This window comes from Morganella sp. GD04133 (genome assembly GCF_029835375.1).
Classification (GTDB): Bacteria; Pseudomonadota; Gammaproteobacteria; order Enterobacterales; family Enterobacteriaceae; genus Morganella; species Morganella morganii_B.
Genome location: NZ_JAODZS010000002.1, coordinates 64,259 through 85,641, shown reverse-complemented (window position 1 = coordinate 85,641; position 21,383 = coordinate 64,259). Strand labels below are relative to the sequence as shown.

At 53.6% G+C, this 21,383-nt stretch carries 18 protein-coding genes; 17 read left to right on the top strand and 1 reads right to left on the bottom strand.

Annotated elements, in window-relative coordinates:
- Positions 1-81: 81 nt before the first annotated feature.
- Together glyA and N7387_RS01280 are read left to right on the top strand one after the other, a co-directional pair.
- On the top strand, positions 82-1,335 hold the full coding sequence (gene glyA / locus N7387_RS01285) for a serine hydroxymethyltransferase (RefSeq protein ID WP_279796198.1): 1,254 nt from the start codon (positions 82-84) through the stop codon (positions 1,333-1,335).
- An 80-nt stretch (positions 1,336-1,415) separates the two neighbouring features.
- A complete protein-coding gene (locus tag N7387_RS01280) occupies positions 1,416-2,567 on the top strand; it encodes a 3-phenylpropionate MFS transporter (protein ID WP_274369167.1) in 1,152 nt (383 codons plus the stop codon).
- Positions 2,568-2,622: 55 nt separating this feature from the next.
- On the opposite strand, the gene suhB is transcribed toward N7387_RS01280, so the two are convergent.
- Complete coding sequence (gene suhB / locus N7387_RS01275) at positions 2,623-3,426, bottom strand: inositol-1-monophosphatase (RefSeq protein ID WP_262858829.1); 804 nt, start codon at positions 3,424-3,426, stop codon at positions 2,623-2,625.
- 119 nt (positions 3,427-3,545) lie between these two features.
- Between suhB and trmJ the strand changes: the two genes are divergently transcribed.
- From trmJ to N7387_RS01200, 15 genes are all read left to right on the top strand, one after another.
- Entirely contained in the window at positions 3,546-4,283 is a 738-nt protein-coding gene (gene trmJ, locus N7387_RS01270; protein ID WP_274369165.1) for a tRNA (cytosine(32)/uridine(32)-2'-O)-methyltransferase TrmJ, read from the top strand.
- An 84-nt stretch (positions 4,284-4,367) separates the two neighbouring features.
- Positions 4,368-4,859: a Fe-S cluster assembly transcriptional regulator IscR gene (iscR, locus tag N7387_RS01265; protein WP_132275522.1), complete on the top strand. Its 492-nt coding sequence runs from the start codon at positions 4,368-4,370 to the stop codon at positions 4,857-4,859.
- Between the two features lie 50 nt (positions 4,860-4,909).
- Positions 4,910-6,124 (top strand): IscS subfamily cysteine desulfurase, encoded by a 1,215-nt coding sequence (locus tag N7387_RS01260; protein WP_262861830.1) that lies wholly within the window; start codon positions 4,910-4,912, stop codon positions 6,122-6,124.
- A gap of 25 nt (positions 6,125-6,149) precedes the next feature.
- Positions 6,150-6,536, top strand: coding sequence for a Fe-S cluster assembly scaffold IscU (gene iscU, locus N7387_RS01255; protein ID WP_004236936.1), 387 nt, complete (start codon positions 6,150-6,152; stop codon positions 6,534-6,536).
- Positions 6,537-6,638: 102 nt separating this feature from the next.
- Entirely contained in the window at positions 6,639-6,962 is a 324-nt protein-coding gene (gene iscA / locus N7387_RS01250; protein ID WP_004236935.1) for an iron-sulfur cluster assembly protein IscA, read from the top strand.
- A 29-nt stretch (positions 6,963-6,991) separates the two neighbouring features.
- Entirely contained in the window at positions 6,992-7,510 is a 519-nt protein-coding gene (gene hscB, locus N7387_RS01245; protein ID WP_279796197.1) for a co-chaperone HscB, read from the top strand.
- An 8-nt stretch (positions 7,511-7,518) separates the two neighbouring features.
- Positions 7,519-9,366, top strand: coding sequence for a Fe-S protein assembly chaperone HscA (gene hscA, locus N7387_RS01240; protein WP_262882084.1), 1,848 nt, complete (start codon positions 7,519-7,521; stop codon positions 9,364-9,366).
- Positions 9,367-9,376: 10 nt separating this feature from the next.
- Positions 9,377-9,712, top strand: a complete 336-nt coding sequence (gene fdx / locus N7387_RS01235) for an ISC system 2Fe-2S type ferredoxin (RefSeq protein WP_046892506.1) — start codon at positions 9,377-9,379, stop codon at positions 9,710-9,712.
- Positions 9,713-9,726: 14 nt separating this feature from the next.
- Positions 9,727-9,927: a Fe-S cluster assembly protein IscX gene (gene iscX, locus N7387_RS01230; RefSeq protein ID WP_024473937.1), complete on the top strand. Its 201-nt coding sequence runs from the start codon at positions 9,727-9,729 to the stop codon at positions 9,925-9,927.
- A 156-nt stretch (positions 9,928-10,083) separates the two neighbouring features.
- Positions 10,084-11,379: an aminopeptidase PepB gene (pepB, locus tag N7387_RS01225; RefSeq protein WP_279796195.1), complete on the top strand. Its 1,296-nt coding sequence runs from the start codon at positions 10,084-10,086 to the stop codon at positions 11,377-11,379.
- Positions 11,380-11,482: 103 nt separating this feature from the next.
- Positions 11,483-11,905 carry an enhanced serine sensitivity protein SseB C-terminal domain-containing protein gene (locus tag N7387_RS01220; protein WP_279796194.1) on the top strand — a complete coding sequence of 141 codons (423 nt, stop codon included), beginning with the start codon at positions 11,483-11,485 and terminating at the stop codon, positions 11,903-11,905.
- A gap of 141 nt (positions 11,906-12,046) precedes the next feature.
- Complete coding sequence (locus N7387_RS01215; RefSeq protein WP_279796193.1) at positions 12,047-17,068, top strand: alpha-2-macroglobulin; 5,022 nt, start codon at positions 12,047-12,049, stop codon at positions 17,066-17,068.
- A 116-nt stretch (positions 17,069-17,184) separates the two neighbouring features.
- On the top strand, positions 17,185-19,494 hold the full coding sequence (pbpC, locus tag N7387_RS01210; protein ID WP_279796192.1) for a peptidoglycan glycosyltransferase PbpC: 2,310 nt from the start codon (positions 17,185-17,187) through the stop codon (positions 19,492-19,494).
- A gap of 212 nt (positions 19,495-19,706) precedes the next feature.
- Complete coding sequence (ndk, locus tag N7387_RS01205; protein ID WP_004236924.1) at positions 19,707-20,132, top strand: nucleoside-diphosphate kinase; 426 nt, start codon at positions 19,707-19,709, stop codon at positions 20,130-20,132.
- Positions 20,133-20,267: 135 nt separating this feature from the next.
- Positions 20,268-21,269 carry a hypothetical protein gene (locus N7387_RS01200; RefSeq protein ID WP_279796191.1) on the top strand — a complete coding sequence of 334 codons (1,002 nt, stop codon included), beginning with the start codon at positions 20,268-20,270 and terminating at the stop codon, positions 21,267-21,269.
- Positions 21,270-21,383: the final 114 nt, after the last annotated feature.

The following is a 21,383-nucleotide window of genomic DNA, read 5'->3' as shown; positions in this document are numbered from 1 at the left end:
GAAAAAGGGTTTACACTGTAGGGCATTCGTCCCCGGAAAGGGGTGTTTTTTTATCGGCATCAGGCGAGTCAGGAGAAGCGAATGTTAAAGCGTGAAATGAATATTGCAGATTACGACCCACAACTCTGGCAGGCGATGAAAGACGAAGATCGTCGTCAGGAAGAGCACATTGAATTAATTGCCTCTGAGAACTACACCAGCCCGCGCGTTATGGAAGCTCAGGGCTCCCAGCTCACCAACAAATATGCGGAAGGATATCCGGGCAAACGCTACTACGGCGGCTGCGAATATGTGGATATCGTGGAACAACTGGCGATTGACCGTGCAAAAGAACTGTTCGGCGCAGATTATGCCAACGTTCAGCCGCACTCAGGCTCCCAGGCTAACGTTGCAGTGTACTCCGCACTGCTGTCACCGGGCGATACTGTATTAGGGATGAATTTAGCGGAAGGCGGTCACCTGACTCACGGCTCTCCGGTAAACTTCTCCGGTAAACTGTACAATATCGTCCCTTACGGTATCGATTCTGCCGGTAAAATCGATTATGACGATGTCGCTGAACAGGCGAAAAAACATCAGCCGAAAATGATCATCGGCGGCTTCTCTGCTTATTCCGGTGTGGTTGACTGGGCGAAAATGCGCGAAATCGCTGACAGCATCGGTGCTTACCTGTTTGTTGATATGGCCCACGTAGCCGGTCTGGTTGCTGCGGGTGTTTATCCTAACCCGGTTCCGCATGCTCACGTTGTCACCACCACCACGCACAAAACCCTGGCGGGTCCGCGCGGCGGGATGATCCTGGCGAAAGGCGGTGATGAAGATCTGTACAAAAAACTGAACTCAGCGGTATTCCCGGGCAACCAGGGTGGTCCGCTGATGCACGTTATCGCCGGTAAAGCAGTGGCGTTAAAAGAAGCAATGGAGCCTGAATTTAAAGCAAATCAGGTCCAGGTTGTGAAAAATGCCAAAGCAATGGTTGAAGTCTTCCTGAACCGTGGTTATAAAGTGGTGTCCGGCGGTACTGAGAACCATCTGTTCCTGGTGGATCTGGTCGACAAAGACATCACCGGTAAAGATGCCGATGCTGCACTGGGCTGTGCTAACATCACTGTCAACAAAAACAGTGTACCGAACGATCCGAAGAGCCCGTTTGTGACTTCCGGTATCCGTGTCGGTTCCCCGGCAATTACCCGCCGCGGCTTCAAAGAAGCAGAAGCCCGTGAACTGGCCGGCTGGATGTGTGACGTGCTAGATAACCTCAATGATGAAGCGACCATTGAAGCTGTGAAACAAAAAGTTCTGGCTATCTGCGCGAAATATCCGGTTTACGCATAATCGCGTTACCAATCTGATGTAACCAAAACCCGCTTCGTTCGCCGCGAGCGGGTTTTTTGTATTCCTGAAAGGAGAGGCAGATGTTTGTTCCGTCATCGCTCTGGCTGGCGCTTGATTATTTTACGTATTTTTTTTCCTACGGAATTTTTCTTCCCTACTGGGGCGCATGGCTGAAAGGTGAAGGGCATGATGTGGCAACGGTCGGTATGCTGCTCAGTGTGGGGCTGGTGGCGCGTTTCGTTGGCAGCCTGTTTATCACACCGCTGTTTAAAGATCCGTCACGGCTGATTTTTGCCCTGAGGCTGATGGCGCTCTGCGCTTTTCTGTTCGCGGTGGCGTTTTATTTCGGCTCGCACTGGCTCTGGCTCTTCTTTGTCATGGCCGGATTCAACCTCTTTTTCTCCCCGATGATCCCGCTGGGGGATTCTCTCGCCGCGACCTGGCAAAAACAGTTCCCGATGGACTACGGCTCGATCCGTGTCTGGGGTTCAGTGGCCTTTATCATTGCCACCTCGGTTACCGGGATGCTGATGGATATCTGGAAGCATGAGGTGATCCTGGCAGCATTAGTGGTCAGTACCGGTTCACTGCTGCTGACGTCGCTGCTGCGTCCGCGCATTATGCCGTCCGGGGAAATGAAACAGCGCGGGCCGCAGGTGAGTTTCCGTGTTCTGCTGAAAGATAATGCCGTTGTTCGTTTTCTGCTGTGTGTGAGTCTGTTACAGGGGGCACATGCCGCTTATTACGGTTTCAGTGTGATTTACTGGCAGAAAGTCGGCTATTCTGATGCCGCGATTGGTTATCTCTGGTCACTGGGCGTGGTGGCGGAAGTGATTGTCTTTACCTTCAGTAATAAACTGTTCCGCCGCTGGAGTGCGGCCAGCCTGTTACTGCTTTCCGGTATCTGCGGTATTCTGCGCTGGTCACTGCTGGGCATGTCGGCGGCGCTGCCGGTGCTGATTGTGGCGCAGATCCTGCACAGCGGCACCTATACTGTATGCCATCTGGCGGCGATGCGCTTTATCGGTGCGCGCAAATCCACGGAAATCATTCCGTTACAGGCGGCGTATTCCGCGCTGGCAATGGGCGGGGCGATTGCGGTGATGACGCTGGTGGCGGGGTATCTGTATGAGGATATCCACGGCGGAATATTTTATCTGATGGCGCTGACGGTGGTTCCTGCGCTGTTCCTGCGCCCGAAAGTCCGGCCGCAGACCCCGGAAAACGCATAATAAAAAAGGGTTATGACGAAAGTCATAACCCTTTTTCACATCTGGCGGAACAGAATCAGCGTTTCAGTGACTCAGTCAGCTCATCACGCATTTCTGCCAGCAGTTCGCGGACCACGCGCGGGCTGCCTGCAACGATGTTACCGCTGTCGATATAACGGTGATCACCGGTGAAATCAGTAACGATACCGCCCGCTTCACGGACCAGCAGTTCACCGCCGAGGAAATCCCATGGTTTCAGGCCGATTTCAAAGAAACCGTCCACACGGCCGGCAGCGAGATACGCCAGATCCAGTGCGGCAGAGCCGGTGCGGCGGAAATCTGAACAACGGGTGAACAGTTTGCCGAGAATTTTGATATAGGTATCAGCGTGGTGTTTGGCTTTGAACGGGAAGCCGGTCGCCAGTACCGCGCCGTCGAGATCACGGGCAGTGGCGCCGCGCAGACGGTAGCCGTTTAACTGTGCGCCCTGACCACGGACAGCAGAGAATAATTCGTTACGCATCGGATCGTAAACAACCGCCACTTCAGTGCGGCCTTTGATACGGAATGCGATAGATACCGCGAAGTGCGGGAGACGTTTAACGAAGTTGGTGGTGCCATCCAGGGGATCAATAACCCATTCCATGTCGCTTTCTTCGCCGGCCGACAGGCCGCACTCTTCAGAAATAATGGTATGTGCCGGATAAGATTTGCGGATGATCTCGATAATCATCTGCTCGGCTTCGCGATCTATATTAGTCACAAAGTCATTGGCACCTTTCTGAGTAGTCTCAACAGTGTCAGGCATTTCATAGTGTTTGGCAATCAGGTTGCCGGCCTTACGTGCAGCACGTATGGCGATGGTAAGCATCGGATGCATGGGGTTGTCCACCGGGATGTTAAAGAACGAAAATAAACGCGGCAGAGTATAACAGGTGATCGTCAATCTGACTATTCTTGTGTTAAGATATTGCGATAATTTCTCAAAGAAAGTGTGTTATGTCCGAAAATATCCGAATCGTCCTGGTGGAAACCTCACATACAGGCAATATGGGCTCCGCTGCGCGGGCGATGAAAACAATGGGGTTATCCAACCTTTATCTGGTCAATCCGCAGGTACAACCGGACTCGCACGCCATCGCGCTGTCTGCCGGTGCCAGTGATGTTATCGGCAATGCAAAAATTGTCAGTACTCTGGATGAGGCGATTGCCGGCTGTGAACTGGTGATCGGCACCAGTGCCCGGTCGCGTACGCTGCCGTGGCCGATGGTTGAACCGCGTGAATGCGGGGAAAAAAGTGTTAAAATCGCACAGACCGCACCGGTCGCGATTATTTTCGGCCGTGAACGGGTCGGGCTGACCAACGATGAATTACAGAAGTGTAATTATCACCTTTATATTCCGACCAACCCGGAATACGGCTCGCTGAACCTGGCAATGGCGGTGCAACTGGTCAGTTATGAGATCCGGATGGCATTTCTTGCCTCTCAAACTGAGAGCGAACCGGCAAATAATGATGAGGCAGATGAGGTACACTATCCGCCGGCGGATGATATGGAGCGGTTTTACACGCATCTGGAATCGGTTCTCAATGAATCCGGTTTTATCCGCAAAGCACACCCGGGTCAGATTATGAACCGTCTGCGCCGCTTATTTACCCGCGCGCATCCGGAAACACAGGAGCTGAATATCCTGCGGGGTATCCTGACTTCTGTTGAGAAATGGGCGAAAAAATAGTTGAGTAAATTACTGGGTTAAATAGTTGACTAAATTACTCAGGAATGACACAATTTCTTCACCATTTATCACGGGGATCCGGTTATGAGACTGACATCAAAAGGGCGCTATGCGGTAACCGCTATGCTCGACGTAGCGCTGCACTCCCATGAGGGGCCCGTACCACTGGCTGACATTTCTGAACGTCAGGGTATCTCCCTCTCTTATCTTGAGCAACTCTTCTCCCGTCTGCGTAAAAACGAGCTGGTTTCCAGCGTTCGCGGGCCGGGCGGCGGGTATCTTCTGGCACGCGGTGCCGGTGAAATTTTCATTGCTCAGGTCATCTCAGCCGTCGATGAATCCGTTGATGCGACCCGCTGTCAGGGAACCCGGGAAGGCTGTCAGGGCGGTGACCGCTGTCTGACACACGCGCTGTGGCGTGACCTGAGTGACCGTATTACTGATTTCCTAAGCAGTATCAGTCTGGAAGAGTTAGTAAATCATAAAGAAGTGATTGATGTTGCTGATCGCCAGGATGATAAACGTCGTGCACATAATCTGGCAATTAACGAAACGATTATCAATCTGCAAGCATAAGCAGAAACCTGCGTTAACAACGCAACCGTAGTTCATGGAGCAATTGAGCGATGAAATTACCGATTTATTTAGATTACTCAGCAACCACCCCGGTTGATCCGCGTGTTGCTGAAAAAATGATGCAATGCCTCACAATGGACGGCATCTTCGGCAACCCGGCGTCACGTTCCCACCGCTTTGGCTGGCAGGCCGAAGAGGCCGTCGATATTGCCCGTAACCAGATTGCTGATCTGGTCGGTGCTGATCCGCGTGAAATCGTGTTTACTTCCGGTGCCACCGAGTCTGACAACCTGGCGATCAAAGGGGCTGCCAAATTCTATGAGAAAAAAGGCAAGCACATTATTACCTGTAAAACTGAGCACAAAGCGGTACTCGATACCTGCCGTCAGTTAGAGCGCGAAGGGTTTGAAGTGACCTATCTTGCGCCGCAGCGTAATGGCCTGATCGACCTGGCTGAACTCGAAGCCGCAATGCGTGAGGACACCATTTTAGTTTCCATCATGCATGTGAATAACGAAATTGGTGTGATTCAGGATATCGGCGCTATCGGTGAACTGTGCCGCAGCAAAGGGATCATTTTCCATGTGGATGCCACCCAGAGCGTCGGTAAAGTCCCGGTTGATTTAAGCAAACTGAAAGTGGATCTGATGTCCTTCTCCGGCCATAAGATTTACGGCCCGATGGGTATCGGCGCACTGTATGTCCGCCGCAAGCCGCGTATCCGCATTGAAGCGCAGATGCACGGTGGTGGTCACGAGCGCGGTATGCGTTCAGGTACTCTGGCAGTGCATCAGATTGTCGGTATGGGTGAAGCTTACCGTATCGCCAAAGAAGAGATGGCCGCGGAAGCTGAGCGTCTGTCCGCACTGCGTATGCGTCTGTGGAACGGTATCAAAGATATCGAAGAAACTTATCTGAACGGTTGCCCGGAGCATTCCGCACCGAATATTCTTAACGTCAGTTTCAACTATGTTGAGGGTGAATCCCTGATGATGGCGCTGAAAGACCTCGCGGTATCATCCGGTTCTGCCTGTACGTCCGCCAGCCTGGAGCCGTCTTATGTTCTGCGTGCCCTGGGTATGACCGACGAACTGGCGCACAGCTCAATCCGCTTCTCTCTGGGTCGTTTCACGACAGAGGAAGAGATTGACTATGCTATCAAACTTATCCATAACGCAATTGGCCGCCTGCGCGATCTTTCCCCGCTGTGGGAAATGCACAAGCAAGGTGTTGATATTAACAGCATTGAATGGTCACACCACTAATCAGACGGTTTCAGGAGTATAAACAATGGCTTATAGCGATAAAGTAATCGATCACTACGAAAACCCGCGCAACGTCGGCTCATTCGACAACGAAGACCCGACTGTCGGCAGCGGCATGGTGGGGGCACCGGCCTGTGGTGACGTGATGAAGTTACAGATCAAAGTTGACGATAACGGCGTGATTGAAGACGCGCGTTTCAAAACCTACGGCTGCGGCTCGGCGATTGCGTCAAGCTCACTGGTGACTGAGTGGATGAAAGGGAAGACCCTGGATGAAGCAGAAGCCATCAAAAATACCGCGATTGCGGAAGAACTGGAATTACCGCCGGTGAAAATTCACTGCTCGATTCTGGCTGAAGATGCGATCAAAGCAGCAATTGCGGATTACAAAAGTAAACGCCGGGGCAACTAATAGCCCGCCGCTGCTGATATGCAGCAGGTAAAACAATAAAATAATGGCGGATACTGATCTCATCGGTCATCCGCCATACTGGTTTATAGAGCGAGGTGTGTAATGTCCGTTTCTCTTACAGAAAGTGCGGCAAACCGGGTCACCAGTTTTCTGGCAAACCGTGGTAAAGGAGTAGGTCTGCGGTTAGGCGTGAGAACCTCCGGTTGCTCTGGTATGGCTTACGTACTTGAATTTGCCGATGTCATTAATGAAGATGATGTCGTCTTTGAAGATCACGGCGTAAAAGTGATCATCGACGGAAAAAGTATTGTGTATCTTGACGGTACGGAAGTGGATTTCGTGAAGGAAGGGTTAAACGAAGGGTTTAAATTCAATAACCCGAACGTCAACAGCGAATGCGGCTGCGGCGAGAGTTTCCACGTTTAACTGATCCATTTATCCGCGAAGAGAACACGATGAACTATTTTTCCCTGTTCAGCCTGCCTGTGCGTTATGACCTTGACACTCAGGTACTTGCCGGTCGTTATCAGGATTTGCAGCGCCAGTATCACCCGGACAGATTTGCTGCCGGTGATGCGAAAGAACAAGCGCAGGCACTGACGATGGCCGCGACCATCAATGACGCCTATCAGTCCCTGAAACATCCCCTGAAACGTGCGGAATATATGCTGCTGTTACATGATATTGATATCAATAATGAACAGCACACAATGCATGATACCGCATTTCTGATGGAGCAGCTGGAGCTGCGCGAAGCCCTCGATATCATTGAACAGAAACAGGACAGTGATGAACTGGCCGGTTTTGCTGCCATTATCACTAAAATGACAAAAACCCGGATGGCAGAGATGATTCGTCAGCTGGATGACGAAGAGTGGGCCGCTGCGGCGGACAGCGTGCGTAAATTACGATTTTTAAGTAAACTGACGCAACAAATTGAAAATCTTGAAGAACGTTTGCTCGACAGTTTCTAGGGGAAAATATGGCACTGTTACAAATCAGCGAACCGGGACAGGCTCCCGCCCCGCATCAGCGCCGCCTTGCTGCGGGTATTGATTTAGGCACCACTCATTCACTGGTCGCCACTGTGCGCAGTGGTGAAACAGACGTGCTGCCCGACCACGAAGGGCGTTATTTACTGCCTTCTGTCGTGCAGTACAGCGCGGACAGCCGCCTGGTCGGCTGGGATGCCCGTGCAAACGCAGCGGCAGATCCTCAGAATACCATTATCTCTGTCAAACGCATGATGGGACGCTCACTGACCGATATCACGCAGCGCTACCCTGATTTACCGTATCAGTTACAGGCGGGCGAAAACGGCCTGCCAATCATCCGCACCGCAGCCGGATTGACAGATCCTGTCCGTGTTTCGGCGGATATTCTGTCCGTGCTGGCACAGCGCGCGCAGGAAACCCTTGGCGGTGAACTGGATGGCGTGGTGATCACCGTCCCTGCCTATTTCGATGATGCGCAGCGTCAGGGCACCAAAGATGCTGCCCGTCTTGCCGGGTTACACGTGTTGCGTCTGCTGAATGAGCCGACAGCGGCAGCTATCGCCTACGGACTGGATTCCGGTCAGGAAGGGGTGATTGCGGTTTATGATCTCGGCGGCGGTACGTTTGATATCTCTGTGCTGCGTCTGAGCCGTGGTGTGTTTGAAGTGCTGGCGACCGGCGGTGATACCGCGCTCGGCGGCGATGATTTCGATAACCTGATCGCTGACTGGATTTATGAACAACGCGGCATTCAGTCGCAGGGGCATTCGCAGCACCGCGAAGTATTAAACGCGGCGGCGGAAGCTAAAATTGCACTGTCCGATGCCGCACAAACCACAATTACACTGGATGGCTGGCAGGGTGTACTGACCCGTGACATGTTTGAGGAACGCATTCGTCCGTTGGTCAGAAAAACCCTGATGACCTGCCGCCGTGCCCTGAAAGATGCGGGAACGGATCAGGATGAAGTCCGCGAAGTGGTGATGGTCGGCGGGTCAACCCGCGTACCGCTGGTGCGTGAGCTGGTCGGTGAGTTCTTCAGCAAAGAGCCGCTGACTTCGATTGACCCGGATAAAGTGGTTGCTATCGGTGCCGCGATTCAGGCGGATATTCTGGCCGGTAACAAACCGGACAGTGACATGCTGTTGCTGGATGTGATCCCGCTCTCGCTGGGGCTGGAAACCATGGGCGGCCTGGTGGAAAAAGTCATTCCGCGCAATACCACCATCCCGGCGGCCCGTGCCCAGGAATTCACCACCTTTAAAGATGGTCAGACCGCCATGACCATTCATGTGTTACAGGGCGAGCGGGAAATGGTCAGCGACTGCCGTTCCCTGGCGCGTTTCACCCTGCGCGGTATCCCGCCGATGGCCGCCGGTAACGCCCATATCCGCGTCACCTTCCAGGTGGATGCGGACGGGCTGCTGAGTGTCAGCGCACTGGAGAAATCCACCGGTGTGCAGGCCTCAGTCCAGATAAAACCGTCTTACGGCCTGAGCGATACCGATATCGCCGGGATGATCAAAGATTCACTCGAAAACGCAGAAAACGATTTATCCACCCGCCGTCTGGCGGAACAAAAAGTGGAAGCCGCCCGCCTGCTGGAGAGCCTGACTCAGGCACTTTCAGAGGATGGCAATTTACTGAGCGACGATGAAAATGCGGCTATTGATGCGGCAGTCGGTGCGCTTATTGAGAGCGTTGAAGGCGACTCACCAGCCGCCATTGAAAACGCAATTAAACAACTGGACAAGCAAACACAGGTATTCGCGGCACGCCGGATGGACAATTCTGTCCGCAAGGCACTCGCGGGCCACTCTGTGGATGAGATATAACGGGAAGATTATGCCTAAGATTGTTTTTTTACCGCATGAGTCATTATGCCCTGAAGGTGCGGTATACGACGCAAATGAAGGTGAGTCAATTCTGGATGTTGCCCTGCGTAACGGTATCGAAATTGAACATGCCTGTGAGAAATCATGTGCCTGCACCACCTGCCACTGTATCGTCCGCGAAGGGTTTGACTCCCTGGAAGAGAGCAGTGAGCTGGAAGATGACATGCTGGACAAAGCCTGGGGACTGGAGCCGGAAAGCCGTCTGAGCTGCCAGGCAAAAGTCGCGGATGAAGACCTGGTGGTGGAAATTCCGAAATACACCATCAACCATGCGCGTGAGCACTGATAAAGGAGCCTGAAATGGGACTGAAATGGCAGGACAGCCGTGAAATCGGCGAAGCACTGTATGATCTGTACCCTGACACGGATCCGAAAACCGTGCGTTTCACCGATATGCACCAGTGGATCTGCGAACTGGACGAATTTGACGATGCACCGGAAAAATCTAACGAAAAAGTGTTAGAAGCAATTTTGTTAGTCTGGCTCGACGAATTTGAATGATGTCTTTTGTTACGCGCATCAGGCCGCACAATTGTGTTAGCGTGCGGTCTCTGATGCGCGTATGCTGTTACCGCCTCCTGTGCAGACCGGCACGCCGTGCATTCCTCAAAAAAATCTGACTGTTACGGCAGTCTAAAAGTCAAAAGAGAGAACGAAATGACGCAACTCATCATGCCTGTAACCTTATCGTATGAACCTGCTTCTCCGGCGTGGGGAGAAAAAGCCCTGGTCAGCGCGACTGACAAAGGAATGACGGTTCATTTAAGCCGTAAAGGGATGCTGTGCGCCGTGCAGAGCGCGGGCCGCAAAATCGACGGTCAGGGCATCCGCAATGTGGTGCTGAGCGGCAGCAACTGGGATCTGGAAACCAGTTGGGCCTTCTGGCAGGGCTTCCGTGGTCCGAAAGGCGCACGCTCGATTGAATGGCCGGAATTACCTGAAGCGGATAAAACCGAACTGGAACACCGTATTCGTATCATTGACTGGGTACGCGATATCATTAACACCCCGGCGGAAGAACTGAGCCCGGAACAGCTGGCGCAGCGTGCGGTTGATCTGCTGTGCGGCGTTTCCTGCAATTCTGTCGGTTACCGTATCATCAAAGGGGACGATTTACGCGAGCAGGGCTATATGGGGATCCACACCGTCGGTCGCGGCTCTGTGCGTCCGCCGGTACTGCTGGCGCTGGATTACAATCCGGGCAAACAGGAAAACGCGCCGGTGTTTGCCAGCCTGGTCGGTAAAGGGATTACTTTTGATTCCGGCGGCTACAGCCTGAAACCGTCCTCTTCCATGGACTCCATGAAATCCGATATGGGCGGCGCTGCCACCCTGACCGGCGCACTGGCAATGGCTATCAGCCGCGGCTTGCAAAAGCGCGTCAAACTGTATCTGTGTATCGCGGATAACCTGGTGAGCGGTAATGCCTTCAAACTGGGTGATATTATCCGTTACAGCAACGGTAAATCCGTTGAAATCATGAATACCGATGCGGAAGGGCGTCTGGTACTGGCGGATGGTCTGATTGAAGCGGACAAAGATAACGCCGGGTTTATCATCGATGCAGCGACCCTGACCGGGGCGGCGAAAACAGCCGTCGGTAACGACTATCACGCGGTGATGAGCTTCGATGATGCGCTGTACAATGAACTGATGTCAGCCGCTGATCAGGAAAAAGAGATGTTCTGGCGTCTGCCGCTGGCAGAATTCCACCGCCGTCAGATGCCGTCCTCCTTTGCTGATCTGAGCAACACCGGGGCACCGAATACTGCCGGGGCAAGTACCGCAGCGGCATTCCTGTCTCACTTTGTGGAAGATTACCGCAAAAACTGGCTGCACATTGACTGCTCAGCCACTTACCGCAAAGCACCGTCAGACTTATGGTCTGCGGGAGCCACCGGCTATGGTGTACGCACCGTGGCGGCACTGCTGCTGAAAAAAGCCGGACAGTAACCGGGCATTGCCCTGCTGATTCTGCGGTAAAACGGTCACATAAACATGTGACCGTTTTTCTGTGATATTTAAGAAGACAGATGCTGAAATAAGGAGTTCTGTAATGGCGGATACACTCCCGGTACAGGAAGTAATGATTGAACAGGGCAGCGCACTGCTGCTGAGTGTGCCGGAGAACAAACCGGATGCGGTGCTTGATGCACTGACCGGTGTGTTTAAACAGCACAAACCGGTGCGCCGTGCATTTTGGGTAATGGCAGCCGAAAAAAACAATACTGTCGCGGATGAACCGGTATTGCTGATTGTGCTGGAACTCAGCGAAGAACAGGATGCGGATACCGTGATCCGCCAGGCGGCAGAGGCTGCGATGGAGCACCTCGCTGACGGGGAACATATTGATTTTTGTCTGTTAAACCCGGATGAGAATGACGGGCTGACACACTTCCTTACACAACACATTCAGGCATTTTATCAGCGCCGCCTTGGTGGCTGGCTGCGCAATGCCATTCCGGTAACAGAAGCGTAACAATAATTTATCCGGATGGTGAATATGTATAGTGCATATATTCAGAATAATGCACTATACGCTTGTTTAGGCTTTGTTTACACTTCGTGAAATAATACCGAACAAGTGCCCGTTTTCCGGGCTCACCAGAAAGGATTGATTATGCGTTCTCCGATTGCAGGACAGGCTCCCGGCAAAAAACGCTGCATTGCAGTGCTGCTTGCTTCAGCGCTGGCGCTCATGGGTTGTGATGACACCGGCAGTAACACCACGGCGGCGGGCAGTAATGACAGCACGCCGGCTAATAATAAAGAAAACCCGTCTTCCTCATCTGTTTCCTCCCCGTCTGCGAAAAAAACACAGGATGCTGCATCACTGGCAGAGCTGAGTAAGCGCTATGCCTGGAAAGATGTGACTATCATCGACGCCTCTGAGATCCAGCTTGACGGCGCAAATACGATGGTGGTGACCTTCTCCGTTCCGCTGGATCCGAACCAGGATTTCAGTCAGTTTGCCCGTCTGGTGGACGTGAAAAACGGTAAGCTGGAAGGTGCCTGGGAGCTGTCGGATAATCTGATGGAACTGCGTATGCGCCATCTGCCGCCGTCACGGGAATTGCAGCTGAGTATCGATCGCGGCGTGCGCGGTATCAATGAGCGCACACTGGTTAACGGTTACGATTTAAAACTGACCACTGCGGATGTGGTGCCGAGTGTCGGCTTTGCCAGCCGCGGCTCACTGTTCCCGGCAGATGTCTTACAGGGATTACCGGTATTCGCGCTGAACGTGGACAGTATTGATGTTAATTTCTACCGCATCAAACCGGATTCTCTGGCCTCTTTCCTCGCAAGCTGGCAGTACGGCAACAATCTCCAGTACTGGAATTCGGATGATCTGCTGAATAATACCGATTTGGTCTATACCGGGCGTTTTGATCTCAATCCGCAGAAAAACACCCGCGAAAATATGCAGATCCCGCTGAAGGATATCAAGCCGTTACAGGAAGAGGGCGTGTATCTGGCGGTGATGCAGCAGGCCGGGCGCTACAGCTACACCATGCCTGCCACACTCTTTACCCTGAGTGATATCGGCGTGTCCATGCACAGTTACCTGAATGAACTGGATGTCTTTACGCAGTCGCTGGCGAAAGGCAGCGCGCTGAAAGGCGTGGAAATCCGTTTGCTCGACAGCAAAGGTCAGCTTCTCAGCAAAGCAGAAACCGACAGCAGCGGTCATGCCAAACTGGATCGCGGGGCGGATGCCGCGCTGTTACTGGCGATTAATAACGGCCAGACCAGTATGATCGACCTGAAAAACCCGGCGCTTGACCTGGCAGAGTTTGATATCGCCGGTCCGCAGGGCTATGCAAAACAATTCTTCGTCTTTGGTCCGCGTGATCTGTATCGTCCGGGGGAAACCCTGGTGATCAACGGCCTGCTGCGCGACGGTGACGGCCATCCGGTGAAAGATCAGCCTGTCAAAGTGGATGTGCTGAAAAACGACGGACAGGTAGCCTCCACCTTCGTCTGGCAGCCGGAAAACGGTCTTTATCAGTATCAGTATGCGATTCCGGAAAACATTGAAACCGGTAAGCTGACACTGCGTTTTGATCTCGGGGATAACACGCCGCGCTTCTACAGCGTCAATGTGGAAGATTTCATGCCTGAGCGTATGGCAATGGAAATCAAAACTGACAAACAGCCGATCACCACACAGCAGTCTGCCGACTTTGAAATTGAAGGTCATTATCTCTATGGTGCGCCTGCTGCCGGTAATCAGCTGACCGGACAGCTGTTTATGCGCCCGGATCGTGAAGCGTCCGCCAAACTGCCGGGCTTTGAATTCGGTGACATTCAGGAAGCGAGCCTGACCCGCACCCTGGATGAATTCGACGAAACCATGGATGATGGCGGCGAGCTGGCATTCACCATCAGTAATGATTACTGGAAAGAGGTGAAATCGCCGTTTAAATTGATCCTCCAGGCAAGCCTGATGGAGACCGGCGGTCGTCCGGTGACCCGCCGTGCCGATGTCGCGGTATGGCCTGCGGCGAAAATGGCCGGTATCCGTCCGCTCTTCGCCAAAAAAGAGGTTTACGACTACCGTACTGACAAATATGTGTCGCAGTACAGTATGGATGAAGATTCACTGGCTGAATTTGAAATTGTCTATACCGACCGTCAGGGTAATAAGTTAAAAGCAGATGATCTGAATGCGCGTCTGATTTATGAGCGCCGTGATTATTACTGGCGCTGGTCTGACTCCGAAGGCTGGTCATCCGGGTATGATCAGAAAGACCTCGTAATGTCTGATGACAAAATCAGTATTGCCAAAGACGGTACCGCAAAAGTGACCGTCCCGGTCTCCTGGGGGGCATACCGCCTGGAAGTGGTGGATCCGTCCACCGGGCTGACCAGCAGTGTGCGTTTCTGGGCCGGATACTCCTGGCAGGATAACACCGGCGGTACCGGCGCGGTTCGTCCGGATCAGGTGAAACTGAAACTGGATAAACCAAATTATCACGCCGGTGATAAAGTAAAACTGAATGTGACCGCACCGCAGGCCGGTAAAGGTTATGTGCTGCTGGAATCCAGTGACGGCCCGCTGTGGTGGCAGGAAGTGGATGTGCCGGAAGGCGGCACCGATGTGGAAATCCCGCTGAACAAAGCGTGGACACGTCACGACCTGTACGCGACGGCGGTGGTTGTCCGTCCGGGGGACAGCTCCCGTCAGGCGACCGTCAAGCGTGCGGTCGGTATTCTGCATATCCCGATGGCCGACCCGGGCCGTAAGATTGATGTGACACTGGATACTCCGGCCCGCATCCGTCCGAATCAGGATCTGACCGTTAAAATCAAAGCGAAAGCACAGGACGGCAAACCGGCACCGGAAAAAGTAAATGTACTGATTTCCGCTGTGGATACCGGTGTGCTCAATATCACCGACTACAAAACACCGGATCCGTATGACGCCTTCTTCGGTCGCAAGCGCTACAGTGTGGATCAGTATGATGTCTATGGTCAGCTGATTGAGGGCAGCGGTCGTCTCGGCACACTGCGGTTCGGGGGCGACGGCGGTGATGACCTCGATCGCGGCGGCCTGAAACCGCTGACCGACGTGCAGATTATCGCGCAGCAGGCGGCACCGGTGGAACTGAATGCACAGGGTGAAGGTACCGTTACCCTGTCGATTCCGGATTTCAACGGCGAACTGCGCCTGATGGCACAAGCCTGGACGGATGAAGATTTCGGTCATGCGCAGAATAAAGTGATTGTTGCCGCACCGGTGATCAGCCAGATGGCGCTGCCGCGCTTTATGGCCGGCGGTGACCGTTCGCAGCTGACACTGGATCTGACCAACCTGACCGATGAAACACAGAATCTGACCGTGAATTTCAGCGCGGACGGCATGGTGCATCTCAAAGGGGCAGCAGAGAAAGAAGTCACGCTGGCGAAAGGTCAGCGCACTTCCGTGAATGTCCCGGTTGAAGCCGCCAACGGCTTTGGTCAGGGTGAGGTGTTTATGACGGTCAAAGGGCTGAAACTTCCTGATGACAGCAGCAACACCTACAAAAACAGCTGGAAAATCGGCGTGCGTCCGGCGTATCCGGCTGAAACCGTTTCTTACTCGATGTCACTCGGCAATAGCGGGGAATGGGCGTTACCGGCAGATCAGATCGGCTATCTGGACGCCAATACCGTGTCCGGTGAAATGACGCTGACCAGCCGTCCGCCGCTTGATATCTCGCGTTACATCCGTGAACTCTATGCCTATCCGTACGGCTGTCTGGAACAGACGGTGAGCGGGCTGTATCCGTCCCTGTACTCCTCTGAAGCGGAACTGAAAAAACTGGGCATTAAAACCCAGACTGATGCCGGACGCCGTCAGGCGGTGATGACCGGTATCCCGCATCTGCTCGGCATGCAGCGCAGTGACGGCAGTTTCTCCCTGTGGGATAACAGCGGTGCGGAAGAGCCGTGGCTGACCGCGTATGCGACTGACTTCCTGTTCCGTGCCGGACAGCGCGGCTTTGAGGTTCCGGCAGATGCCATGAGCAATGCCAATAACCGCCTGCTGCGCTATTTACAGGATCGCTCGGTGATCAGCAGTAACTATTACGGCAACAGCGACCAGATGCGCTTTGCGGTACAGGCCTATGCCGGTTATGTGCTGGCACAGCAGCAGAAAGCACCGCTCGGGGCGCTGCGTCAGGTGTATCAGCGCCGTGATGATGCCGCAAGCGGACTGGCTCTGGTGCAGTTGGGTATCGCCCTGAAGAAAATGGGTGATGCGGATCGCGGTAATGAAGCCATCCGTCTGGGTGTGATGAAAAACCGTGACAGCGTCTATACCGGCGATTACGGCAGCACTATACGTGATGATGCCATGATTATTGCCCTGCTGAGTGAGGCGGATTCCAATGCGGATCAGCGTTACGGCAAGTTGCAGGCACTTTCTGCAGAGATACAGAATAACCGTTACTTCTCCACGCAGGAGAGCAACGCGCTGTACCTGGCAGGTCGTCAGTACATTAATCAGAGCGAAAAACCGTGGTCTGCCCTGATCAACGGGCAGGCCCCGGCGGTCAGCCGTGACAGTGCGCTGCGTGAAACCCTCTCTGCCGCACAGCTGAATAACGGTATCAGTGTGGCAAACCGGGGTGATACGGAGCTGTTCGGTCGTGTCAATATCACTGGTTATCCGCTGCAGGCACCACATCCGTCATCGGAAGTGCTGAAGATCAAACGGACGTATATGGATCTGAACGGTAACCCGATCAGCATTGGCCACCTGAGCAGCGGTGATCTGGTGGCTGTTCGTCTGGATATTCAGGCCGACCGCAACGTGCCGGATGCGCTGGTGGTGGATCTGTTACCGGCCGGTCTGGAGCTGGAAAACCAGAACCTGGCGGCAGCCAGTGCAAGTCTGGCTGACAGTGCGCCGAATCTGGCCGAAGCTATTCAGGATATGCAGCAGGCCAATATCCGCCATACCGAGTACCGTGATGATCGCTTTGTCTCCCAGGTGGCGGTGGAAGAGTACCGTCCGGTGACGCTGGTCTATCTGGCCCGCGCGGTCACTCCGGGTAAATACAGTGTTCCTGCACCACAGGTGGAATCGATGTATATTCCGTCCTGGCGCGCCACCGGTGTGACACCGGCAACACTGGAAGTGGTTCGTTAACAGCGCCGTTTGTTGTCCGCAGCCTCCGGGCTGCGGCAGCAAAATAGGTTTTATGCCCTTATAGTCTGTTATAAGGGCATTTTTATCTTAAGAACTCTGATAATGCGGTTTGATACATGAAAGTGTGGTTTAAACGTCTCGCGCTGACCGGCCTGATAACAATGGTTCTGACACCGCCGCTGCTCTGGCTGACCGATAAAATCTGGCCTTTGCCGCTGGATGAGGTGGTGATGGCGCGTACGGTTACGGCTGAGGACGGATCACCGCTGTGGCGTTTCGCCGACAGTAACGGCGTGTGGCGCTACCCGGTCACACTGAAGGATGTATCACCGGAATTTATTGAAGCGCTTCTGACATACGAAGATCGCTATTTCTATCAGCACCCGGGCATCAACCCGGTGGCTATCGGCCGCGCGGCGTTGCAGGATCTGACCTCCGGACGTATTGTCTCCGGCGGCAGCACGCTCTCTATGCAGGTCGCCCGTCTGATCGACCCTCATGACCGCACGCTGACCGGCAAACTGAAACAGGTTTTCCGTACCATTCAGCTGGAATGGCACTATTCCAAAGATGAGATTCTGGAGATGTATCTTAACCGCGCCCCGTACGGCGGCACGGTAGAAGGTATTGGTGCGGCGAGCTGGATGTATCTTGGCAAACCACCGTCGGAACTGACCGCCGGAGAAGCAGCACTGCTGGCGGTTCTGCCGCAGGCACCGAGCCGTCTGCGCCCGGATCGTTATCCGCAGCGCGCGGAAGCGGCCCGTAATAAGGTGCTTGACCGGCTGGCCGAATTTGAGGTGTGGCCGCAGTCAAAAGTGGACGATTTAAAGCAGGAGAGTATCTGGCTGGCACCGCGCCAGGTGCCACATTCCGCGCCGCTGCTGGCACGGCGTGTGGCGCAGGGAGTGAAAGACCCGGTGATCCGCACCACTATCAATCCCGCCATTCAGCGTCAGCTGGAGGAAATGGCCCGCAACCGCAAATATCAGCTGCCGGAGAAAACCTCACTCGGCATTATGGTGGTGGATAACCTCGATATGAGTGTGAAGGGCTATGTCGGCTCTATCGATTTCTCTGATGACACCCGTTTCGGGCATGTGGATGTAAACAGCGCCTGGCGTTCGCCGGGTTCCACACTGAAACCATTTTTATATGCCTTGGCAATGGATGAGGGGCTGATCCACAGTGAATCCCTGTTACAGGATGTGCCGCGCCGCTTTAATGATTACCGGCCGGGCAACTTTGATACCGGGTTCAGCGGACCGGTGAGTGTCAGTGAGGCACTGCGCCGCTCCCTGAATCTGCCGGTGGTTCAGTTACTGGATGTTTATGGTCCGAAGCGTTTCAGTGCCAAACTGCGTAATGTCGGTCTGGAACTGCGTTTTCCGCTCGGCAGTGATCCGAACCTGTCGTTGATCCTGGGCGGGACAGGGGCACGGATGGATCAGCTGATCGCCGCCTACAGCGCGTTTGCCCGTCAGGGCAAAGTGGCACCGGTGCGTTTTCGTCCGGAGGATCCGCTGGCAGAGCGGCAACTGATCTCCCCAGGCGCGGCATGGATCACGCGCCGGGTGATGGCCGGAGAGACGCGTCCGCTGGCGGATGACCGGCTGGCGCAGGATGTGCCGCTGGCGTGGAAAACCGGCACCAGTTACGGCTACCGTGATGCCTGGGCGCTGGGGGTGAATAACCGTTATACCATCGGGGTGTGGGTCGGTCGTCCGGACGGCACGCCGGTAGCCGGACAGGCCGGGTTCGCAACCGCGATCCCGATCCTGTATCAGGTGGACAGTTATCTGCGGGCACGCGGCGGCAAAAAATTGCCGGATCCGAAACCCATCAGTGTCAGCAGTAAAATGATTTGCTGGCCGTCAGGACTGGTGGCGGATAAGCAGGATCCGAACTGCCGTCAGCAACGGATAGCGCTGGTGCTGGATAATACTGTGCCGCCGACACTGCCGTCCGCAGGGCAGGAAAGTCTGTCCGGCACCAATGCCGTGATTTGGGTGAACGGGCAGGGGGAGCGGGTGTCACCGGATTGTCCGGATGCACAGGAGAAAACCGTGGCGCTGTGGCCGATTGCGCTGGAAAGCTGGCTGCCGCCGGGTGAGCGGCGCAGCCACCGTCTGCCGCCGGTCAGCAAAACCTGTCCGCCGTTACGGGTGGAAGCCGCGCCGCTGCTGATTTCCGGGATCCGCGAAGGGGATGTGCTGCGCCGTCTGCCGCTGGCGAAAACCCTTGATCTGCGGGTAGTGACGCAGGGCGGAGAGGGCACTCAGTGGTGGTTTCTTAACGGCGACCAGGCGGGCAGTACCGGAACCGGTGAGCCGCTGCTGCTGACGCTGGACACCCCGGGGCGTTATCAGCTGACCGTGCTGGATCTCAGCGGGCAGGTCAGTTCAGTCAGTTTTACCCTGAAATAGCAGAAACGGCGGGAACAGCAGCGGAAAAAGTGTGATACAGACGAAAAATCTGTGATCTGCTATGCGAAATACTTTGCAAAAATGTTGCGTAACTGTAGGCGAAACAGAGGTGAGCCCGTATAATCATCGCCTTACCACAAGGTGTGGACCGGTCTGCCGTCAGCCGCAAATAACAATGACAACAGCGCACAAGCGCACAATGAGGTCAATTCATGTCTGTACAACGCACATTTTCGATCATTAAGCCAAACGCCGTAAAGAAAAATGCTATCGGGGCCATTTATCACCGTTTTGAAAGCGCCGGTTTCCGTATTATCGCCGCCAAAATGCTGCACCTGACCCGTGAACAGGCGGAAGGATTCTACGCTGAGCACAAAGGCCGTCCGTTCTTTGATGGTCTGGTGGAATTTATGACCTCCGGCCCGATAATGGTACAGGTGCTGGAAGGGGAAAATGCTGTGCAGCGTCACCGAGACCTGATGGGCGCCACCAATCCGGATAATGCACTGGCCGGTACACTCCGTGCGGATTACGCTGACAGCTTCACTGAAAACGCGGTACACGGCTCTGATGCGGAAGAATCCGCCGCCCGTGAAATTGCCTATTTCTTCACTGAAGATGAAATCTGCCCGCGCTGATCACGTATTTCAGCCGGAGCCTCCCGCAGGTTCCGGCTGCTCCCGCCTCTGTCCTCTCTTATATTTTTGTTCCGCTGAGATTGTGCTATAAACATTAAAATTAATGTGGATATTTTATGCTGTCAGGGAACCCGTATGAAAAAATATATTTATATTGCCGGTATACTGCTTGTCAGTATTTTTTTTATCGCACAGATAAGCGGCGGGCCGGACTGTATTGAAGATTACGGTAATAACGTCAGAAAAATATGCACACCGAAAGAAAATGTTATTTTGTGGGAGCAAAACTTCGGGCAATCTGCGGATAATGACGCTGTCAGAAAAGTAAAGTACGACAAAGCGGATTTAAACGATTTCTTTTTCAGCGCAAATACCCGGGTTCATTTTCTGGCAGAGAACGGCAAGGTTTATCATGTCACGATGAACACATTGCGTGACCCGGATTGTCAGGGCAGCAGCGGGGACTTTTCAATTACACCGCTGGTGACGCCGCGTTGCTGGTTTGGTGATAATATCCGTGAATATAATATCCGGCTGGACCTGGTCAGTGAGGACGCGGACAGTTTCAGGTTGTACCCCGAAAATACACGCTATTACAATTATGCGTATGATAAAGAACATGTTTATTTCAATGGTTTTTATCGTTCGGACGATGCGGATCCTGCCACATTCAGGCGTGTGGTTACGGATAATCCGGATAAAAAACTGCCGGAAAAATTGTATACCGATAATCAGCATCTGTATCTCGATTACCGGAAAGTAGCTGATGAATCATGGGATGACCTGACCGATATCCGTATTATCCCGGTGTCAGTGAACTGGAAAACCCTGATGAGCGGGATCATATTAAGGGGAAACCGCGCGGTAAACGATAACAGCGGGTTTACCCTGAAAAAAGGCAGTAAGACCGGCGCGTTATATCTGTTTTCCGATGATAATGTTGCGGTATCAACCGCCGCAGATATTCCGGTAACGGCAGATCAGCAATGTTATCTGAATAATATCGTGGTGTGTCATATCGGCGGCGATTTTTATAAAACAGGCCACCGCTACGGTGACCCGTTGTTTGAAAAAATAACGGATTCAAACCGATCCCGTATCAGTAAAGAGTGGGATAATGTATTATCTTATTACTGAAATGCGGTATCCGGTTTTTTCATTTGCCATATCACCGTTAATGTTTGTACAATGCCGCGCCCCGTTATGATACGGGGCTTTTATATTTCCGCCGTATCCGTGACGCCGTCCGTT

Excerpts from the sequence above, each read along its gene's own strand:
- glyA (WP_279796198.1), top strand. The coding sequence starts at position 82 with ATGTTAAAGCGTGAAATGAATATTGCAGATTACGACCCACAACTCTGG.
- N7387_RS01280 (WP_274369167.1), top strand. The coding sequence starts at position 1,416 with ATGTTTGTTCCGTCATCGCTCTGGCTGGCGCTTGATTATTTTACGTAT.
- suhB (WP_262858829.1), bottom strand. The coding sequence starts at position 3,426 with ATGCATCCGATGCTTACCATCGCCATACGTGCTGCACGTAAGGCCGGC.
- trmJ (WP_274369165.1), top strand. The coding sequence starts at position 3,546 with ATGTCCGAAAATATCCGAATCGTCCTGGTGGAAACCTCACATACAGGC.
- iscR (WP_132275522.1), top strand. The coding sequence starts at position 4,368 with ATGAGACTGACATCAAAAGGGCGCTATGCGGTAACCGCTATGCTCGAC.
- N7387_RS01260 (WP_262861830.1), top strand. The coding sequence starts at position 4,910 with ATGAAATTACCGATTTATTTAGATTACTCAGCAACCACCCCGGTTGAT.
- iscU (WP_004236936.1), top strand. The coding sequence starts at position 6,150 with ATGGCTTATAGCGATAAAGTAATCGATCACTACGAAAACCCGCGCAAC.
- iscA (WP_004236935.1), top strand. The coding sequence starts at position 6,639 with ATGTCCGTTTCTCTTACAGAAAGTGCGGCAAACCGGGTCACCAGTTTT.
- hscB (WP_279796197.1), top strand. The coding sequence starts at position 6,992 with ATGAACTATTTTTCCCTGTTCAGCCTGCCTGTGCGTTATGACCTTGAC.
- hscA (WP_262882084.1), top strand. The coding sequence starts at position 7,519 with ATGGCACTGTTACAAATCAGCGAACCGGGACAGGCTCCCGCCCCGCAT.
- fdx (WP_046892506.1), top strand. The coding sequence starts at position 9,377 with ATGCCTAAGATTGTTTTTTTACCGCATGAGTCATTATGCCCTGAAGGT.
- iscX (WP_024473937.1), top strand. The coding sequence starts at position 9,727 with ATGGGACTGAAATGGCAGGACAGCCGTGAAATCGGCGAAGCACTGTAT.
- pepB (WP_279796195.1), top strand. The coding sequence starts at position 10,084 with ATGACGCAACTCATCATGCCTGTAACCTTATCGTATGAACCTGCTTCT.
- N7387_RS01220 (WP_279796194.1), top strand. The coding sequence starts at position 11,483 with ATGGCGGATACACTCCCGGTACAGGAAGTAATGATTGAACAGGGCAGC.
- N7387_RS01215 (WP_279796193.1), top strand. The coding sequence starts at position 12,047 with ATGCGTTCTCCGATTGCAGGACAGGCTCCCGGCAAAAAACGCTGCATT.
- pbpC (WP_279796192.1), top strand. The coding sequence starts at position 17,185 with ATGAAAGTGTGGTTTAAACGTCTCGCGCTGACCGGCCTGATAACAATG.
- ndk (WP_004236924.1), top strand. The coding sequence starts at position 19,707 with ATGTCTGTACAACGCACATTTTCGATCATTAAGCCAAACGCCGTAAAG.
- N7387_RS01200 (WP_279796191.1), top strand. The coding sequence starts at position 20,268 with ATGAAAAAATATATTTATATTGCCGGTATACTGCTTGTCAGTATTTTT.